The sequence below is a fragment of the Streptomyces sp. NPDC088554 genome (genome assembly GCF_044752945.1).
Classification (GTDB): Bacteria; Actinomycetota; Actinomycetes; order Streptomycetales; family Streptomycetaceae; genus Streptomyces.
The window spans coordinates 168,236-185,206 of sequence record NZ_JBIVMF010000007.1; the positions used below are offsets into that span (position 1 = coordinate 168,236).

Consider the following 16,971-nt stretch of genomic DNA (forward strand, 5'->3'; position numbering starts at 1 on the left):
TCCTCCTGGGGTCGGGCCCGGGCGGGGCGTGCCTGGGGCCGCGGGCCGGGTTTCGAGAGCACTTCGAGAGCACTGCTCTCACTTAAGAGCAGTGTGTACCCGTTCGCCGATCCAAAGCAAGAGCAGCGCTCTCTTTTCGGATCGCTGATCCGGGTTGATTACACTGCTCCCCATGACGACCATCCGTGGAGCCAGGGAACGGGCCCGCACCGAAGTCACCGCGGCGATCAAGGACGAGGCCCGCAGACAACTCGCCGACCAGGGCGCGCCCAAGCTCTCCCTGCGCGCGGTCGCCCGTGAGCTGGGCATGGTCTCGTCCGCCCTCTACCGTTACTTCCCCAGCCGGGACGAGCTGCTGACCGCCCTGATCGTCGACGCCTACAACGCGGTCGGCGCCGAAGCCGAAGCCGCCCTGGCCGCCGCGGACCCCGCCGACCCCCCGGCCCGCTGGGTCGCCGTCTGCGCGGCGGTGCGCGACTGGGCCCTCGCCCACCCCCATGAGTACGCGCTCATCTACGGCTCCCCGGTCCCCGGGTACACGGCGCCCCGGCTCACCGTCGAACCGGCCGCCCGGGTCGGTCTCGTCCTGATCGCCGTGGCCCGGGACGCCCACCGCACGGACCGCCTCTCGATCCCGCCCCTCGCAGCCGATCTCCGCCCGGAGGCCCGGCGGCTGGCCGACGAATTCGCCCCCGGCCTTCCGCCGGAGGTGACGGCGGCTCTGGTCGCGGCCTGGGCACAGCTCTTCGGGCTGGTCTCCTTCGAACTCTTCGGCCAGTTCACCAGGGTGGTCGAGGCCCGCGACGAACTGTTCGCCCACGCCACTCGCCGCCTCGCGTACGAGGTGGGCCTGCTCGACGCCCCCGGGCGCTGAGCCCCGCGCGCCGGGCCACGCGCCGGGCGGGCCGGGTCGCGGGGCCCGGCCCCGTACCCCCCCGGGGGGGTACGCGCGGTCACGCCGCCCGGCCGGCGCCCGGACGGGGCCGTCGGTCCAATGCCGTGACCGGCGACGTGTGCCCCATGAGGAGCGTTGTCCGGTGCGTGCGATCGCAGGGCGGCCGGGAGCCCTCGGTGTGGGGCACCTCTGGGAGTGCCCCCCCGGACGGAGTCCGGGGGAGGTGGCCGGGGGAGGGCGTGATGGGCGGCGCGACGGGGCAAAGCTTGCCGGGAGGGGCACTAGCGTGGCCGGTATGGAAGAGCGGTACGGACGGCGGCCCGGCGGCGGTCCCCCCGGGGAGCAGGACGCGCCGCCCCGGGCGCGCGGGCGGCTGCCCTGGCGGTCGACCGCCGTGCTCGCCGGGTTCGTCCTGATGGGCACCGCGCTCGTCGCCCCGGGCCAGGACGACCGGGCCGGACTCGACGCCCTCGGCTGGCTGTTGCTGCTCGCGGGCCCCGCCCTGCTGCTTCTGCGCAGACGCCGGCCCGTCCGCTGCGTGCTCGGTGTCTCGGCGCTCACCCTGCTGTATCTGGGCGCGGGTTACCCGTACGGGCCGGTCTTCCTCACCGCCGCCGTCGCCTGTTTCGCCGCGACCGTCGCCGGCCACCGGCGGGCGGCCTGGTGGGCGGTGGGCGTGCTCTGGGTGGGGCATCTGCTGCTCGGGCACTGGCTCTACCGGATGCTGCCGCCCGCCCACGACCGGGCCGCGCCCTGGGGGCAGGAGCTGGTGATCGCCGCCTTCGTGGCCGCGGTCTGCGCGGCCTCGGAACTCGCCAGGGTACGGCGGGAACAGTGGGCCGGGGAGGGCGCCGAGCGCGCGGCGGCCAAGCGGCGCCGGGAGAGCGAGGAACGGCTGCGGATCGCCCGCGAACTCCACGACGTCCTGGCCCACTCCCTCTCCGTCATCAACGTCCAGGCGGGTGCCGGGCTCGCCCTGCTCGACTCCGACCGCGAGCAGGCCCGTACCGCGCTCACCACCATCAAGGCGGCGAGCAAGGAGGCGCTCGGCGAGGTGCGCCAGGTCCTGGACACCCTCAGAACCCCCGGCGACGCCCCGCGCGCCCCCGCCCCCGGGCTCGACCGGCTGCCGGAACTCGTCGAACAGGCCGCGCACGCGGGGCTCACCGTCGAGGTCCTGCGCGAGGGGAAGCGGCCCGCGCTGCCACCCGGCGTCGATCTGGCCGCCTTCCGGATCGTCCAGGAGGCGCTGACCAATGTGGTGCGCCACTCCGGCTCCCGTACCGCCCGGGTCCTGATCGGCTGTGAACCCGGGCTGCTCCGTCTCCGTATCGACGACGAGGGACCGCCGACCGGTTCGGAGGCGGGCGGCAGCGGCAACGGGCTCGTCGGCATGCGGGAGCGGGCCGCCGCGCTCGGCGGCACGGCCGAGGCCGCGCCACGGCCGGACGGCGGCTACCGTGTCCGGGCCGCGCTCCCCCTGAAGACCGGGGCCTGACCGGCCCGTCCCGTATCGAGAGAAGGTAGGACACCGTGATCCGCGTACTGCTCGCCGACGACCAGTCGCTGGTACGGGCGGGCTTCCGCGCCCTGCTCGACGCGCAGCCCGACATCGAGGTCGTGGGCGAGGCCGCGGACGGCGAGGAGGCGCTGCGCCGGGTGCGCGAACTGGGCCCCGATGTGGTGCTGATGGACATCCGGATGCCCCTGCTCGACGGGCTCGCCGCCACCCGCCGGATCACCGGGGACACCCTGCTCGCCTCGGTGAAGGTCGTCATCCTGACCACCTTCGAACTCGACGAGTACGTTTTCGAGGCGATCCGCTCGGGCGCCTCCGGCTTTCTCGTCAAACACACCGAACCGGCGGAGCTGGTGCGCGCCATCAGGGCCGTGCGGGAGGGCGACGCGCTGCTGTCGCCGGGGGTCACCCGCCGGCTCATCGCGGAGTTCGCGTCCCGCTCCAAGGAACCGGCGGACCTGCTCGGTCTCGGTGAACTCACCGAGCGGGAACGGGAGGTGATGACACTGGTCGGGATCGGTCTGTCCAACGACGAGATAGCCCGCAGGCTGGTCGTCAGCCCGCTCACCGCCAAGACGCACGTCAGCAGGACGATGGTGAAGCTCGGCGCCCGCGACCGGGCCCAACTGGTCGTCCTGGCCTATGAGTCCGGGCTGGTACGGCCCGGCTGGCTCGGCTGAGCCACCCGCTGCGGGAACCGCCACAGCACCTGGACGACCCGGGCCACGAAGACCAGCCCCGCGACCGCCCCGGCGAGCGGCACGAGGAACCGGGGGAGGCCGAAGTACCAGGCGGGGCCGGCGAGCGCGCCGAACACCAGGGCCGCCGCGAAGCCGCCCGTGAGCAGCGCGAAGCCGATCTCGACCGTGATGGCGTCCCGCTCCGCACCGCTGCGTCTCTCCATGCGCCCCAGTCTCGCCAACGGCGGCCGTCCGGGGCAAGCCGCCCGCCCCCGGTGGCGGTTACCCGCGCGCCGGGGCGCCCCGGGCCGCGTACCCGAGCAGCGCCGCGGCGGCGGCCAGCACGGCCACCGTGGTCAGGGCGAGGGGCAGCGAGAACCAGTCGGCGAGGAAGCCGATCGCGGGCGGCCCCAGCAGCATCCCGCCGTACCCCAGGGTGGACGCGGTGGCGACCCCGGAGGGACCGGCCAGCGCGCCCGCCCGGCCGATGGCCACGGGGAAGATGTTGGCGAGGCCGAGACCGGCCACGGCGAAGCCCGTCAGGGCCAGCCAGAGCGTCGGCGCGAGGGAGCCGAGCAGCATGCCGAGCGCGGCGGTGGCACCGCCCACGACCAGGGCGCGCGTCTGCCCCAGGCGCTCCAGCAGCGCCGTACCGGAGAGCCGTCCCGCCGTCATGGTCAGGGCGAAGAGCGAGAATCCGGCGGCGGCGGCCCCCGGGGAGGCGCCGAGGTCCTGGGTGAGGTGGAGCGCGCTCCAGTCGGCCATCGCGCCTTCGCCGTACGCCGTGCAGCCCGCGATCACGCCGAAGAGCAGGACGAGGCGCCGGGTCCGCCCGTCGAGCCGCCGGGCGTGTGGGGTGTGTTCCGTACGGGCCGGTACGGGAACGGAGTGGCGCAGCAGTGTGGGGGCGGTGGCCGCGGTGACCAGCAGACCGATCACGGTCAGCAGGGCGAGGTGGACGGCGGGGGAGAGCCGGTCCGCGACCAGCCCGCCGAGGCCCGCCCCGACCATGCCGCCGAGGCTGAACGCGGCGTGGAAGCTGGAGATCACCGGGCGCCGCAGGGCCGCGACCAGTTCGACGGCCGCGCTGTTCATGGCCACGTTCAATCCGCCGTAGGCCGAGCCGAACAGCAGCAGCACCAGCCCGAGGGTGAGCGCGGAGTGGGTCTGCGGCGGCAGCAGGATGCTCAGCGAGAGCAGGACGGCGCAGGCCACCGTCACCGGGCGGCTGCCGAACACACGGCAGAGCCGGCCGGTGAGCGTCATCGTCGCGACGGCGCCCGCCGACACACAGAGCAGGGCGAGGCCGAGGTCGCTGGCCGAGGAACCGGTCTGCTGCTTGATGGCCGGGATACGGACCACCCACCCGGCGAACACGAAGCCGTCGAGGGCGAAGAAGACGGTCACGGCGGTACGGAGGCGGGACAGCGAGCGGGTGCAGGGATCGCCGGAGCGCCTTCCCGCGAGGGCCGTCCGTATTTTGTTTAAGTTCGGCACAAAGTGAGGATAGGGGCGGCTCCCCTCCCGGGCAAGGGCATCGGCCGCTCGGTACGCGGGCCATCCGGCGCTCCGTACAGGGCGTCGGGGCGCTCGGTACGCGGGTCATCGACCGCTCCGTACAAGGGCGTCGGCCGCGCCTTCGGATCATGGGAGACTCGCCTCCATGGACGGCAAGGGGACCACCACCCGGGCAAGGCTGGAGAGAGGCCGCGGTGCGCTCGGCCCAGCACTGGAACTGGTTCACACGGGCCGCGCGCCCACCCGCGCCGTCCTCACGGCGGAGCTGGGCGTCACCCGCGCCACGGCCGGGGCCGTCGCCGCGGAGCTGGAGGCCCTCGGCCTGATCCGGGTCGACTCCCGGCCCGGGGCGGCGGCCGGTTCCCAGGGCAGACCCTCGCACCGGCTGTCCGTCGACGAGCGGGGCCCCGTCGCGCTCGCCGCCCAGATCCACGCGGACGGCTTCCGGGCCGCGCTGGTCGGGCTCGGCGGCCGGATCGTCGCCACGGTCCCCGGCTGCGGTACGGTCACGGCCGACCCCGCACAGGTGCTCGGAGAGGTGGTCGAGGCCGGGGCCGGGCTGCTGCGGGCCGGCGGACTGCGGTGTGTGGGCGCGGGCCTGGCCGTACCGTCGGCGGTCGCGGAACCGGAGGGCACCGCCCTCAACCCGCTCCATCTCGCCTGGCCCGCCGGGGCGCCGGTCCGGGAGATCTTCGCCGAACGGGTCCGCGCGGCCGGTCTCGAAGGCCCCGCGTTCACCGGTAACGATGTCAATCTCGCCGCGCTCGCCGAACACCGGCACGGCGCGGGCCGGGGCGCGCGGCATCTGCTCTGCGTCGCCACCGGACACCGGGGCGTGGGCGGCGCGCTCGTCCTCGACGGCCGTCTGCACAGCGGCAGTTCGGGGCTGGCCCTGGAGGTCGGCCATCTCACGGTCAACCCCGAGGGACGCCCCTGCTACTGCGGCGGCAAGGGCTGCCTCGACGTCGAGGCCGACCCGCTCGCCTTCCTCGCGACGGCGGGCCGCGCCCCCGGCCCCGAGGTCTCGCTGCTCCAGCAGTCCCGGGACCTGCTCCGTTCGGAGTACGCCGACCCCTCCGTCCGGAGAGCCGCCGAGGAGCTGATCGACCGGCTGGGCCTGGGCCTCGCGGGACTGGTCAACATCCTCAACCCCGACCGGATCATCCTCGGCGGACTCCACCAGGAGCTGCTCGACGCCGACCCGGACCGGCTGCGTGCCGTCGTCGCCGACCGCAGCCTGTGGGGCCGCAGCGGGGGCGTCCCCATCCTGCCCTGCACGCTCGCCCACAACAGCCTGGTCGGCGCCGCCGAGCTGGCCTGGCAGCCGGTGCTCGACGACCCGCTCGGCGCGCTCACCCGCCAGGAGGCGTGAGCCCCGCGCCGGCTCCCCCACGTACCCAGGTCCTAATAGGTACAGAAGCGGTTTCCGGACCCCGTCGCCGGGAACGGGGCGTCGGCGGGGAAGGGGCCGTCGGTCGTCGCGCCGTACACCGGGCGGAGCGGCAGGGTCAGCGCGACGGGCGGGGCGGGGAGCGTGAACCAGATGCTCTTTCCCGTATCGCCCCTGGGACGGATGCCCCAGCTCTCGCTGACCGCCGCGATCAGCGCGAGACCGCGTCCGGTGGTGTCGAAGAGGCTGGCGTCGTTGACGGCGGGCACCCGGGGGTCGTGGTCGCTGACCGAGACCGTGAGCCGTTCGAGCAGCAGCTCGATGTCGACGGTGCACCGCTTGTCGGGCTGCGCGTGCCGGTGGACATTGGTCAGCAGCTCGGTGACGCCGAGTTCCGCCTGGTCGATCAGCGGATCGAGATGCCAGTAGCGCAGTTGCGCCGAGATGATTCTGCGGACCTGTCCGATCCGCGACGGCAGGGCGTGGAGCTCTACCGTGCAGTGCCTGCTGATCACGGCTGCGACTCCCCGAATGAGGTCCGGAAGAAGACGAGATCGGATCCAGTGGCTGGCGTGCCGCTGTCCCGCCCGGCGGGGCTGGATCGCAGCGTTACCGCCGATTAACCCTGTGTGATATGTGACCAGAGTGAACCATGGGGCAGGACTTCGCAACTCGCGAAGGGACCGGCCGTCTCGCGGAGGGGCCGGTCGTCCTCGGAGGGGCCGGTCGTCCTCGGAGGGGCCGCGGGGGCGACGGAACCGGTCAGGTCTTCGGACGGCCCGCCCCGCGCACGGCGTCCATGAACCGCCCGGCCAGCGCCGTCGCGTCGGGCTTGCGCCCGCGCTGGCCCATGGTCAGCCGGTAGCGGATGCCGTTGACGGTGGCGACCGCGCTGCCGCTGCCCGCGAACCAGGGCCGCGCCGCCGAGACGGCCCGCAGCGGGGCGCTGTCGATCACCCGGCCGTAGCTGGTCAGCAGCGCCAGTCTGCCGTCCTGGATCAGGACCTGTCCGGCCCTGGTGAGCGAGCGCGGCCACCGCTCGATCCGTACCCCGCGCGCGTCGAACTCCGGCTCAGCCATGGCCTTTCAGCCCCCTCCATGCCATTTGCTCGTGCCATTCCCCAAAAGTCCCCTCCCTGGAAGTGTGCACAACTCGGCGGCCCGGCACCAGAGCGCGGTTCCGGCCGCGCCCCCGAAGAGCTGACGTAACCGCCCAAAAATATCGTCAGTGCAGGTGGATAGGGGTACGGTTCGCATGTGATCCAGGGGTCGGAAAGTACCGAACAGCGAGGAGTGTCGGGCGTGACGGAGACAGACGGGGTGCGCGGGAACGCGGCGCGCGGAAGCGCACCGCTGCGGGAAGCGGCCGGCCGGAGCGACGGGCCGGGCCGTACAGCCGCGGTGACCGCCGATGTCGACCGCAGTGATCCGGCGTACCGGGCCTGGCTCAAAGAAGCCGTACGCAAGGTCCAGGCGGACGCCAACCGCTCCGCGGACACGCATCTGCTGCGCTTTCCGCTGCCCGAGCGGTGGGGCATCGACCTGTATCTGAAGGACGAGTCGACGCATCCGACCGGCAGCCTCAAACACCGGCTCGCCCGTTCGCTGTTCCTCTACGGCCTGTGCAATGGCTGGATCAGACCGGGGAAGCCCGTAATCGAGGCGTCCAGCGGATCGACCGCCGTCTCCGAGGCGTACTTCGCGAAACTGATCGGCGTGCCGTTCATCGCCGTCATGCCGCGCACCACCAGCCCCGAAAAGTGCCGGCTGATCGAATTCCACGGTGGGCGGTGCCACTTCGCCGACGACGCCGGCAGGATCTACGAGGAGTCGGCGGCGCTGGCCGCGACCACCGGCGGCCACTACATGGACCAGTTCACCTACGCGGAACGCGCCACCGACTGGCGCGGCAACAACAACATCGCCGAATCGGTCTACCAGCAGCTCAAGCTGGAGCGCTATCCGGAGCCCGCCTGGATCGTCGCCACGGCCGGGACGGGCGGCACCTCGGCGACCATTGCTCGGTATGTCCATTACATGCAGTTCGATACGAAGATCTGTGTCCCCGACCCGGAGAACTCCTGTTTCTTCGACGGCTGGACCCACGACGACCCCCAGGCGCGCAGCGAGCGCGGTTCCCGGATCGAGGGCATCGGCCGCCCCCGGATGGAGCCGAGCTTCCTCCCCGGCGCCATCGACCGGATGATGAAGGTGCCCGACGCGGCGAGCGTCGCCGCCGTACGTGTCCTGGAGCGCGCCATCGGCCGCAAGGCGGGCGGCTCCACCGGCACCGGGCTGTGGAGCGCGCTGCGGATCATCGCCGGAATGGTCGCCGACGGCGATACGGGCAGCGTGGTCACCCTGCTGTGCGACCCGGGCGAGCGCTATCTCGACAAGTACTACTCGGACGACTGGCTGGCCGCCCAGGGCCTCGACATCGCCCCGTACACCGCCACGCTCGACCGGTTCCTCATGACGGGCGTCTGGCCGGACTGAGCCCCTCCCGCCGTCACCGCGGCAGCCGGTCGACGGCGCGGCCGAACACCACCCGCCCGGCGCGCGTGGTCAACGGGGCCAGGGCCCCGGGCCGGCCCGGAGATCCGCGTCAGCGGCACCCCCGCCCGCCGCGTCGCGGGCGGTCGGCCGCCGCCAGGTCCTGTCGACGCCGAGGCGGGTGAGGTTCGACCCGGAAGCCGCTCACCCGCCCGCGACCACCAGTTCCCGCAGCAGCCCGGTGATCTCCTCGCGGGCGGGCGCGGGCAGCCCCGCGTCCGTCACCAGCGTGTCGACCTGATCCAGCGTCGCGAAGGAACTCAGCCCCACCGTGCCCCACTTGGTGTGGTCGGCGACCACCACCACCCGGCGCGCGGACCGGATGAACCGCCGGTTGGTCTCCGCCTCCGCGAGGTTCGGCGTGGAGAGACCGGCCTCGGCCGAGATGCCGTGCACCCCGAGGAAGAGCAGATCGAAGTGGAGCGAGCGGATCGCCTGGTCGGCCACCGGCCCGACCAGCGAGTCCGACGGCGTACGCACCCCGCCCGTGAGCACGACCGTGGCCGCCCCGGGACGCGGGGCGCCCCCCGGGCCCGGGGGCTGCGCCGAGTGGAACACATCGGCGACCCGGGGCGAGTTGGTCACCACCGTCAGCTCCGGTACGTCCAGCAGCAGATGGGCCAGCGCGTAGGTCGTGGTCCCGCCGGAGAGCGCGATGGCGCTGCCGGGCAGCACCAGGGCCGCCGCCGCCCGAGCGATGTCCTGCTTGGCGGTCGGCTCCAGCGACGACTTGGCCTCGAACCCCGGCTCGTGCGTGCTCGCCTCGACCACCGGCACCGCCCCGCCGTGCACCTTCTCGACGACCCCCTGCCGGGCCAGCGCGTCCAGGTCCCTGCGTACCGTCATGTCGGAGACATTGAGCGTGCGCGTCAGCTCGTTGACCCGGACCCCGCCGCGCCGGCGCACCTCGTCCAGGATCAGGGCGCGGCGCTGCTCCGCGAGAAGGTTCTGGTTGTCGCTCACCGCAGGGCGGATCCTTACTCTCGTCGTAATTGGTTCATCCTGCCACGGCACCGGTCCCGGCGGCCGGTGACGGTGGAGGTCCGGGGAGATTAGGTGAGAACCGTGCGGGGCATGTCCCCTCGGCCGGATTCCCGGGCAGTTACCCTGCACCCCCCTGTACCGGCCGGGCGGCCCCGTTCCCCGGCCGGGCCGGTCGCCCGGAGAGCGAGTCACCGAAGTGCCCCCAGAGACCCCGGATCCGCACGGCGCCGGACCCGCGCTCGAACTGCTCGTCCACGGAGTGGGCGGCGCCACCCCGCAGAAGATGCTCGACGATCCCCGTACGGTCAGGATCACCGGCGACGAGACGGCCGCCGTCCACCGCCGCGCCGATGACGTCGACGCCGAACTCCACCCCGAGCGCTACCGCGACCGCCCGGTCCCCGAGGCGTACTGCTGGTCCAACCTCACCTCCGGCAACGGCTCCCGCGCCCTGTGGCTGCTGCTGCTCCCCTTCATGGTGGTCAACCTCGCCCACTGGATGCGGCCCGCCACCACGGGACTCGGCAGCTCGCAGCGGGTGTACGGAGTGCTCGTACGGCTGGTCGCGCTCACGCTCACCGTGCTGCTGACGGCCGCCGCCTGCGAGGTCGCGCTCGATCTGACGGCATGGCAGTGCGCGGGCTCGGCCCGCTGTGTCGACCGGCGGTCCTGGCTCGGCTTCCTGTCGCCCGAGCAGGGCGGCTGGTGGTCGCAGCCCGGCCGTCGGCTCGCCCTCGCCGCCGTGGTGCCCATGGCGCTGGTGACGCTGCTCTGGTACCTCTCCCACCGGACCTGGAGCGCGTACGAGGCACAGCGCCCGCCCACCGACGATCAGCCCGCCACGACCGGTACCGACTCCGACCCCGCTGTGGACGACGGCCCGCCGACGGTACGGCCCGCGCTCGGCAGGCCAGGCTTCTGGTACGGGCGCCGGCTCGTCGCCCGGCTCCGCGCCGCGCACACCGCCGCGGGCTTCCTCACCGTCGCCGCCGTGCTCACCACCGCGGCGGCCGGGTACGACCGGAGCGCGCACCACCCGGTGGCGGCGCTGCTCGGCGGGGCGCTCCAGACGGCGCTGGTGGGGTGCGCGGCCGCGGTCCTGTGGGCGGTGTGCGGCCGGGGCCGCAGCGAGCGCAGGCGCGACGGCTCCCTCGACGAGCTGCTGACCGGCCGGCTGGCCACGGGCGCGCTCGTGCTGCTCGCCCTGTCCGTCCTGTACGCGGGCTGGTCCCGGCCCGGCTGGGTCTCCACCGGCGCCCTGCCCGGCGATCCGGCCTTCCGCGTCCTCGTACTGACCCAGCTCGCGCTGGTCGTCGCGCTCGTCGTCACCGCCCGCCGGCTCCACCGCCGCGCGCCCCAGCCCAGGACCGCGATGCGCGGCCTCGGCGGGCCCGCCGTCGCGATGCTCTCCTGCGCTCTGGGCGGGGTGATGACCGGCGGCATCGCCCAACGGGTCGCCGACTGGCTGGACGGGGGCGCCACCCCGGGCATGGGCGGGGCCATCCCCGGCCCGCCCGTCCTGCTGAGCTGGCAGGCCGCGGTCATCCCCGTCCTGCTCGTGCTGCTGCTCGTCCCGGCCGCCCTGCTGACCCTGCGGACGGTGCGCACGGCCCGCGCGCTGGCCCCGGTGATCGAGGGGGAGTACGGCAAGGTGAAGGGCGACGCGCTGCGCACCCGGCAAGTGGCCGGGGCACGGGCCAGGGCGGCGCTCACCGACGCCGCGCCCCGGCTCGTCGGGCTGGTCTCCGGGGCCGCCCTGCTGCTCGGCGCGGTCGCCGTCACCGGGTCCTGGGCCAGCGGCGAGGTGCCGGGCCGGGCGGCCATGGGCACCGACTCGCTCATCGAGTCCGCGGCCGCCACCGCGCAGGCCATCGGCTCCTGGCTGATCGGCCTCGGCTTCCTGCTGTTCGTCACCTGGGGCCGCCGCGCCTACCGGGACGCCTCGGCCCGCCGTACCGTCGGCATCCTCTGGGACGTCGGTACCTTCTGGCCGCGCGCCGCCCACCCCTTCGCGCCGCCCTGCTACGCCGAGCGCGCCGTCCCCGACCTGACCTGGCGGATCGTCGCCTGGACCGGCCGCACCGGCGGCCGGCTCGTCCTGTCGGGACACTCGCAGGGCAGTGTGCTGGCCGCCGCCACCATCTGGCAGCTGCCGGCCGCCACCCGCCACCGGGTCGCGCTGCTGACGTACGGTTCCCCGCTGGAGCGGCTGTACGGCCGGTGGTTCCCCGCGTACTTCGGCGCCGGACAGCTCGAACAGCTGGGCCGGGAGGTGCACTGCTGGCGCAATCTGTGGCGGGCCACCGACCCGATCGGCGGGCCCGTCCGGGTCCCCGCCGAGGGCGCGCGCCCCGAGGTCGACCGGGGACCGCTGATGGATCCGCTCGCCTACAGCCGTACGGCGCAGCACCCGCTGCCCGAACCGATCCTCGGCCACTCCGACTACCGGTCCGACCCGGTCTTCGCGGCGGAACGCGCCCTGCTGCTCGACCGGTTGCCGCCGCCGTCACTGCCGCCGCAGCGCGGCGACAGCCATGACGGCGGGCGGACTCAGGGCAGTTCGGGCAGATCGTCCGGGTAGAGCAGGGTCAGGTCGTCCGTGCTGGTCTCCGGGAGCTGGGCGACCCGGCCCGCGTGCCGCTCCACCATCGACTCGAACGTCTGGCGCGCGGTACGGCCGTTGCCGAAGGCGGGCCCCTTGGGCAGGGCGGTGAAGTACGTCAGCAGCGCCTCGGCCGTCCCCTTGCCGAGCCGGTACTCCTGCTCGTCGGACTGCTGCTCCACGATGCGCAGCAGCTCGTCCGGCTCGTAGTCGCTGAAACTGATGGTCCGTGAGAAACGGGACGCCACACCGGGGTTGACGGTCAGGAACCGCTCCATCTCGGCGGTGTACCCGGCGACGATCACCACCACCGCGTCCCGGTGGTCCTCCATCAGCTTGACCAGGGTGTCGATGGCCTCCTTGCCGAAGTCCCGCCCGGAGTCCTCGGGGGACAGGGCGTACGCCTCGTCGATGAACAGCACCCCGCCGCGCGCCCGGTCGAACGCCTCCTGGGTCCGGATCGCGGTCGAGCCGATGTGCTCGCCGACGAGATCGACCCGGGACACCTCGACGAGATGGCCGCGCTCCAGCACCTTCAGGGAGTGCAGGATCTCGCCGTACAGCCGGGCGACGGTCGTCTTGCCGGTGCCGGGGTTGCCCGTGAAGACCAGATGGCGGCGGACCGAGGCCGCCTTCAGCCCGGCCACCTTGCGGCGGCGGCCCACCTCGATCATGTCGGTGAGGGCCCGCACCTCGCGCTTGACGCTGTCGAGGCCGACCAGCGCGTCCAACTCCCCGAGGACATCGTCGGAGGCGCGCGCCACGGTCGCCACGGGGGCCGTGTCCGGTACGGGAACGGCCGCGGGCAGCGCCGGAAGCACGCCCCGGGGGACGGGGGCGGGCTGGGTGGCGGTCAGCGCGGCCGGCGGCCGGAGGACGGCCGGTGACAGCGACAGCGCCGGGGACAGCGCCGGGGACAGCGTGGCCGGCATGCCGCTCTCGTCGCTGGTGCAGTCCTCGACGGTCGCGTCGCCGTCCTCCGCGAAGTCGTAACCACCGCGCGCGCAGCGCTCCGTACGGCAGCGGGTGAGCGTGGTGCGGCAGCCGTCCATCACATGGAAGCCGTAGCCGCCGCTGCCCGTCACCCGGCAGCCGTGGAAGGTGCCGCGGCCCTCGGCGGAGACGTAGAACCCGGCCTCGGCGGGCGAGGTGACCGTACAGCGCTCGATGGTGGGATCGGCGCCCTTGGTGACGATGACCCCGGTCTGGACGGCGTCGATGGTGCAGGCGTTGAGGGTGCCGCCGCTGCCGTGGTCACGGAACCAGGCGCCGGTGGACGCCTCCCTGATCCGGCAGTCGTCGAGCTGCGCGGTCGCGCCGTCGCTCACGGACACCGCCGTGTTGCGGACCTGGAAGATGTCGCTGTCGACCACATCGGCGCGCGAGCCCCGGTCGAGGACGAAGAGCGCGTCCGGTACGTCGTGGACCCGGCAGGAGTCGAGGACGACGGTCGCGCCGTCGCTGACCCAGACGGCCGGATAGTCGCCCGTACTGTCGTGGATCTCGCACTGGTTGGCGTCCACCCGGGTGCCCGGGTCCCAGACGGAGAGGCCGTTGCGGCCGAAGCGGCGGACCGTGGACCGGGTCAGGGTGAGCACCGAACGCGACCGCAGATCGACCGCGTTCTCCGGGATGTCGTGGATATCGCAGTCGGAGAGGGTCAGTACGGCGTCGGTGTCGAGGGTTATCCCGTCCGCCGTGGTGCGGTGCACGGAGGAGTCGGTCAGATGGGCGGCGGCCCGGGACGCGATCTGCACACCGGTGCCCCTGATCTCGTACACCTCGCAGCCGATCGCCTCCAGCCCGCTGCCCTCACCGGTCACCGAGAGACCGGCGCCCGAGGAGTGGTGGACCCGGCAGCGCTCCAGACGCGGATGGGCGCCGCCGCGTACGGAGACCCCGGCCTGTCCGGCCGCGACGATCTCGCACTCCTCGAACACCCCGCCCGCGCCGTCGAGTACGCCGATACCGACCCCGGCCGGATTGTCGACGGTGCAGCGCCGGACGGTGGGCCGTGCCGCGCCGCGTACCTCTATCCCGGCCGCCGAGCGGGTCACGATCCGCAGGTCCGCCAGCTCGGGGGTGCCGTCCTCGACGAGCAGCGCGGGGGCCGTCGCGTCCTGGCCCTCCACATGGAGGTCGCTGACGGTCGCCGAGGCGCGCACGGTCAGCGGCACCCCGTCGACGGGGGCGATCCGTACCGAACCGAGCGAACTCTCCGGGCCGCGCAGTGTCACCGCGCGGGTGACGACGAGATTCTCCCGGTACGTACCGGGGGCGATGGTGAGTATGTCGCCGTCCCCGGCGGCCTCCAGGGCTGCGGCGAGGGAGGCGTACTCGCCTGTGCGGCGCCGCCAACGCGATGTGCCGGTGTGCGTCACCTGGACCGTGCCCTGTGCCATGGTGTTGCTCTGCCCCCACCTCGTGCGACTGCCCGTGCTGTGCCGTCCCGGGCGCCGGCCCCGGACCCCGGCCGCAACGGCGGACCGGGCCGCACCACCGTAGCGCGCGCCACAGCGCCGAGTTGACGCAAGAGGCGGGACTTTCGCGACACGTGCTAGCTTCCCGCGCCCGTACGCCCCCAGTCGGGACCGGCTCTGGCCCAGGCGCGGTCGAGCCGCTCGTACCGCCGCTGTACCAGTCGCCATACGATCAGCCGCCGCCCGCACTCCACCAGCGCGGCGGCCAGCGTGGCCGCCAGGACGCCGGCCACCACCGCGTGGAACCGGGCTGTCACGAGATCCATCGGCGGCCGGACCGGGTTGCCCTGCCGGTCGGTCCAGAGGAGGAAGGTGTCACCGGGGCGCGGATCGGTGAGCGGGGCGGAGACCGTGCCGGTCCGCCCGGTGCCGTCCGCGAGGTGCCAGGTGGCGATCGTCCGGCGGCCCGTCTCGGGCCCGGTGGCCGACTCGGTGTCGTACACGAGGGAGTCGCGCTCCTTGGCGAGCGAGACGACCTCGGCGGTCGTCGGACGGCGCTGCTCGTGCTGGCTCCGTACGCTCTCGCGCAGCGCCGTGTCGAGCGCGCCGCCGCAGAGCCGGCCGGCGGCCGGGACGGCCAGTGCCAGCAGCAGGAGGGCCGCCAGCGCGACCCACGCCTCCGTCAGATCGGTTCTCCGGCGCAGGGGGTTGCGCCGCCAGCGCCAGAGTCCCACCATGGTGCGCACAGTGCCGCACCCCCTTCCCGTCCGTTACTGGCCAGGAGCGGCGGGGCGTACGCGCGACGGCAGCGAAGAGAGAGCAAGCTCACCTCCGGGCGCCCGCGCGGCTGCCCCGCGCTCCCGACAGGCTTACCACCGTGTGGTGTTTCCCGGCGGTCGGGTGGCCGGAACGGTCAGTCGAGTACGGTCACCGCGTCGCCCACCCGGAGCGTGCCGGTGGACTCCGGGACGAGGTTCTGGCCGAAGACCAGTCGGCCGTCGAGGCGGCGGTGGCGGCCGAGGGTGCGCAGCGGCTCCCTGCCGCGCTCCGCCGTGCGCTGGTCGGTGGTGGTGATGACACACCGGCCGCAGGGTTTGGCGACCCGGAAGGTGACCTCCCCGACGGCGAGGCGGCGCCAGCCGTCCTCCTCCCAGGGCGTCGTGCCGGCCACCACCAGATTCGGCCGGAACCGGTCCATGGGGAGCGGCCCCTCCTCCGGGTGATCGCCTTGCGACACCAGGGAGTTGAGGGCGTCGAGCGAGGCGAGCGTGGTGACGAGCAGCGGAAAGCCGTCCGCGAAACCGACCGTCTCCCCGGGCAGCGCGAACGCCGGATCGACCGGCCGGCTCCTGGCCGGGTCGTCGAGATGGACGAGCCGGACCTCCGCCCCGAGGTATCCGCTCAGCCTCCGGTGCACCCCGTCCGCGTCCCGCTCCCCGGAGCCGGGACGCGCGAGCACCGCGTCGACCTCGGTCCCGAAAATCTCCGCGACGACCCTGTCACCCGTCTCCGGCACACCGACCGTCAGCGCTCCGAGACCGGGCGCGGACAGCCGGACCCCGCCGTCCGGCCCCGGCTCGGCCCCGACCAGCGCCAGCCGCGGCTGCTGGCGCTGGGTGACCACCTTCCCCGTCGTGTCGATCAGCGTCCAGCGCCGGTCCCCGGCGAGACCCCAGGGCTCCACGGCGGCGCTGTCGGGCGCGTATCCGGCCATCGATTTGACCGGATGGACCCGCAGGGCGTGCAGAACGGCGTGGAACGGCTGTGGCATGGAACCATCCTGTCAGCAGCCTCTGACCTCCGGCCGCTCCCTACCCGCGGATCAGTACCCCCGATTCTGGTACGGCCTGTTGTACGGGTCGTCGTACGGGGCGGCCGGCGCGGGCGCCGGACGGGGAGCCGCCGGACGCATCGCCTCGTACCCCGTGCCGGGCATCATCGGACGCTGCTGCTGCGCCTGCTGCATCGGGACCTGCTGCTGCGGCTGGCCCTGGTACCCCCGGGGCGCGGCCTGCTGCGGGAGGTACGGCGCGGGCGCCTGCTGGAGCGGCATGGGCTGCTGCGCCGGCTGCATCTGCTGCTGCGGATAGCCGCCGTACGCCGGAACCGGCTGGGAGGGACCGGCGGGGAGGGCGGGCAGCGCGGAAGGCAGCGCGGGCAGATAGCTGTTGTTCGTGTCATACGCGGCGGGCACTCGGATCGGCGCGATCTGAGGCGTGCCCCGCTCCGCGACCAGGGAGTCGTAGATAGGGGTGTCCGGGAAGGACGGCGCGGTGTAGTAGCCGCCGCCGTAGGTGGAGCGGGGGGAGGTCATGGCACCTAAGTTAAGCCCTCGGCGGACTGGATGGGGAGTCGGATAAGAGGGTTGTTTCGGGAGTTGTGGGCGACTTCGGATCCCCAATGCGAGCGA

At 73.6% G+C, this 16,971-nt stretch carries 15 protein-coding genes; 6 read left to right on the top strand and 9 right to left on the bottom strand.

Annotated elements, in window-relative coordinates; all coding sequences use genetic code 11:
• Positions 1–172 precede the first annotated feature (172 nt).
• The 3 genes from ACIP8W_RS11155 (at position 173) to ACIP8W_RS11165 (ending at position 3,094) form a co-directional block, all read left to right on the top strand.
• Positions 173–874 carry a TetR/AcrR family transcriptional regulator gene (locus ACIP8W_RS11155; protein ID WP_401947857.1) on the top strand — a complete coding sequence of 234 codons (702 nt, stop codon included), beginning with the start codon at positions 173–175 and terminating at the stop codon, positions 872–874.
• Positions 875–1,190: 316 nt separating this feature from the next.
• Entirely contained in the window at positions 1,191–2,393 is a 1,203-nt protein-coding gene (locus ACIP8W_RS11160) for a sensor histidine kinase (protein ID WP_401947860.1), read from the top strand.
• A 35-nt stretch (positions 2,394–2,428) separates the two neighbouring features.
• Complete coding sequence (locus ACIP8W_RS11165; RefSeq protein WP_402202725.1) at positions 2,429–3,094, top strand: response regulator; 666 nt, start codon at positions 2,429–2,431, stop codon at positions 3,092–3,094.
• Here the strand turns inward: ACIP8W_RS11165 and ACIP8W_RS11170 are convergent.
• A complete protein-coding gene (locus ACIP8W_RS11170) occupies positions 3,055–3,318 on the bottom strand; it encodes a DUF6332 family protein (protein WP_401947865.1) in 264 nt (87 codons plus the stop codon). The genes ACIP8W_RS11165 and ACIP8W_RS11170 overlap by 40 nt on opposite strands.
• Positions 3,319–3,376: 58 nt before the next feature.
• On the bottom strand, positions 3,377–4,591 hold the full coding sequence (locus tag ACIP8W_RS11175; protein WP_401947868.1) for an MFS transporter: 1,215 nt from the start codon (positions 4,589–4,591) through the stop codon (positions 3,377–3,379).
• A 166-nt stretch (positions 4,592–4,757) separates the two neighbouring features.
• Here ACIP8W_RS11175 and ACIP8W_RS11180 point away from each other — a divergent pair, with 166 nt between their 5' ends.
• A complete protein-coding gene (locus ACIP8W_RS11180) occupies positions 4,758–5,984 on the top strand; it encodes an ROK family protein (protein ID WP_402202727.1) in 1,227 nt (408 codons plus the stop codon).
• A gap of 32 nt (positions 5,985–6,016) precedes the next feature.
• On the opposite strand, the gene ACIP8W_RS11185 is transcribed toward ACIP8W_RS11180, so the two are convergent.
• Together ACIP8W_RS11185 and ACIP8W_RS11190 are read right to left on the bottom strand one after the other, a co-directional pair.
• Positions 6,017–6,517, bottom strand: a complete 501-nt coding sequence (locus tag ACIP8W_RS11185) for an ATP-binding protein (RefSeq protein WP_401947873.1) — start codon at positions 6,515–6,517, stop codon at positions 6,017–6,019.
• Positions 6,518–6,764: 247 nt separating this feature from the next.
• On the bottom strand, positions 6,765–7,082 hold the full coding sequence (locus ACIP8W_RS11190; protein ID WP_401947875.1) for a hypothetical protein: 318 nt from the start codon (positions 7,080–7,082) through the stop codon (positions 6,765–6,767).
• Between the two features lie 273 nt (positions 7,083–7,355).
• Here ACIP8W_RS11190 and ACIP8W_RS11195 point away from each other — a divergent pair, with 273 nt between their 5' ends.
• Positions 7,356–8,498 carry a PLP-dependent cysteine synthase family protein gene (locus ACIP8W_RS11195; protein WP_401948460.1) on the top strand — a complete coding sequence of 381 codons (1,143 nt, stop codon included), beginning with the start codon at positions 7,356–7,358 and terminating at the stop codon, positions 8,496–8,498.
• A gap of 201 nt (positions 8,499–8,699) precedes the next feature.
• Here ACIP8W_RS11195 and ACIP8W_RS11200 read toward each other — a convergent pair whose 3' ends face one another.
• Complete coding sequence (locus tag ACIP8W_RS11200) at positions 8,700–9,518, bottom strand: DeoR/GlpR family DNA-binding transcription regulator (RefSeq protein ID WP_402202730.1); 819 nt, start codon at positions 9,516–9,518, stop codon at positions 8,700–8,702.
• A gap of 217 nt (positions 9,519–9,735) precedes the next feature.
• Here ACIP8W_RS11200 and ACIP8W_RS11205 point away from each other — a divergent pair, with 217 nt between their 5' ends.
• Positions 9,736–12,120 (top strand): hypothetical protein, encoded by a 2,385-nt coding sequence (locus ACIP8W_RS11205; RefSeq protein ID WP_401947880.1) that lies wholly within the window; start codon positions 9,736–9,738, stop codon positions 12,118–12,120.
• Here the strand turns inward: ACIP8W_RS11205 and ACIP8W_RS11210 are convergent.
• The 4 genes from ACIP8W_RS11210 to ACIP8W_RS11225 all read right to left on the bottom strand — a co-directional run bounded on the left by ACIP8W_RS11210 (position 12,090) and on the right by ACIP8W_RS11225 (position 16,875).
• Positions 12,090–14,543 carry a right-handed parallel beta-helix repeat-containing protein gene (locus tag ACIP8W_RS11210; protein ID WP_401947882.1) on the bottom strand — a complete coding sequence of 818 codons (2,454 nt, stop codon included), beginning with the start codon at positions 14,541–14,543 and terminating at the stop codon, positions 12,090–12,092. The two genes, ACIP8W_RS11205 and ACIP8W_RS11210, sit on opposite strands and share 31 nt — an antisense overlap.
• A gap of 155 nt (positions 14,544–14,698) precedes the next feature.
• On the bottom strand, positions 14,699–15,298 hold the full coding sequence (locus ACIP8W_RS11215) for a hypothetical protein (RefSeq protein ID WP_402149924.1): 600 nt from the start codon (positions 15,296–15,298) through the stop codon (positions 14,699–14,701).
• 176 nt (positions 15,299–15,474) lie between these two features.
• Positions 15,475–16,332 (bottom strand): MOSC domain-containing protein, encoded by an 858-nt coding sequence (locus ACIP8W_RS11220; protein ID WP_402202732.1) that lies wholly within the window; start codon positions 16,330–16,332, stop codon positions 15,475–15,477.
• A gap of 51 nt (positions 16,333–16,383) precedes the next feature.
• Positions 16,384–16,875 carry a DUF6643 family protein gene (locus tag ACIP8W_RS11225; protein WP_401947890.1) on the bottom strand — a complete coding sequence of 164 codons (492 nt, stop codon included), beginning with the start codon at positions 16,873–16,875 and terminating at the stop codon, positions 16,384–16,386.
• Positions 16,876–16,971 lie beyond the last annotated feature (96 nt).

Bases quoted from the DNA above. Each gene is read 5' to 3' on its own strand.
- ACIP8W_RS11155 (WP_401947857.1), top strand. From the start codon at position 173: ATGACGACCATCCGTGGAGCCAGGGAACGGGCCCGCACCGAAGTCACC.
- ACIP8W_RS11160 (WP_401947860.1), top strand. From the start codon at position 1,191: ATGGAAGAGCGGTACGGACGGCGGCCCGGCGGCGGTCCCCCCGGGGAG.
- ACIP8W_RS11170 (WP_401947865.1), bottom strand. From the start codon at position 3,318: ATGGAGAGACGCAGCGGTGCGGAGCGGGACGCCATCACGGTCGAGATC.
- ACIP8W_RS11180 (WP_402202727.1), top strand. From the start codon at position 4,758: ATGGACGGCAAGGGGACCACCACCCGGGCAAGGCTGGAGAGAGGCCGC.
- ACIP8W_RS11190 (WP_401947875.1), bottom strand. From the start codon at position 7,082: ATGGCTGAGCCGGAGTTCGACGCGCGCGGGGTACGGATCGAGCGGTGG.
- ACIP8W_RS11210 (WP_401947882.1), bottom strand. From the start codon at position 14,543: ATGGCACAGGGCACGGTCCAGGTGACGCACACCGGCACATCGCGTTGG.
- ACIP8W_RS11215 (WP_402149924.1), bottom strand. From the start codon at position 15,298: ATGGTGGGACTCTGGCGCTGGCGGCGCAACCCCCTGCGCCGGAGAACC.
- ACIP8W_RS11220 (WP_402202732.1), bottom strand. From the start codon at position 16,332: ATGCCACAGCCGTTCCACGCCGTTCTGCACGCCCTGCGGGTCCATCCG.
- ACIP8W_RS11225 (WP_401947890.1), bottom strand. From the start codon at position 16,875: ATGACCTCCCCCCGCTCCACCTACGGCGGCGGCTACTACACCGCGCCG.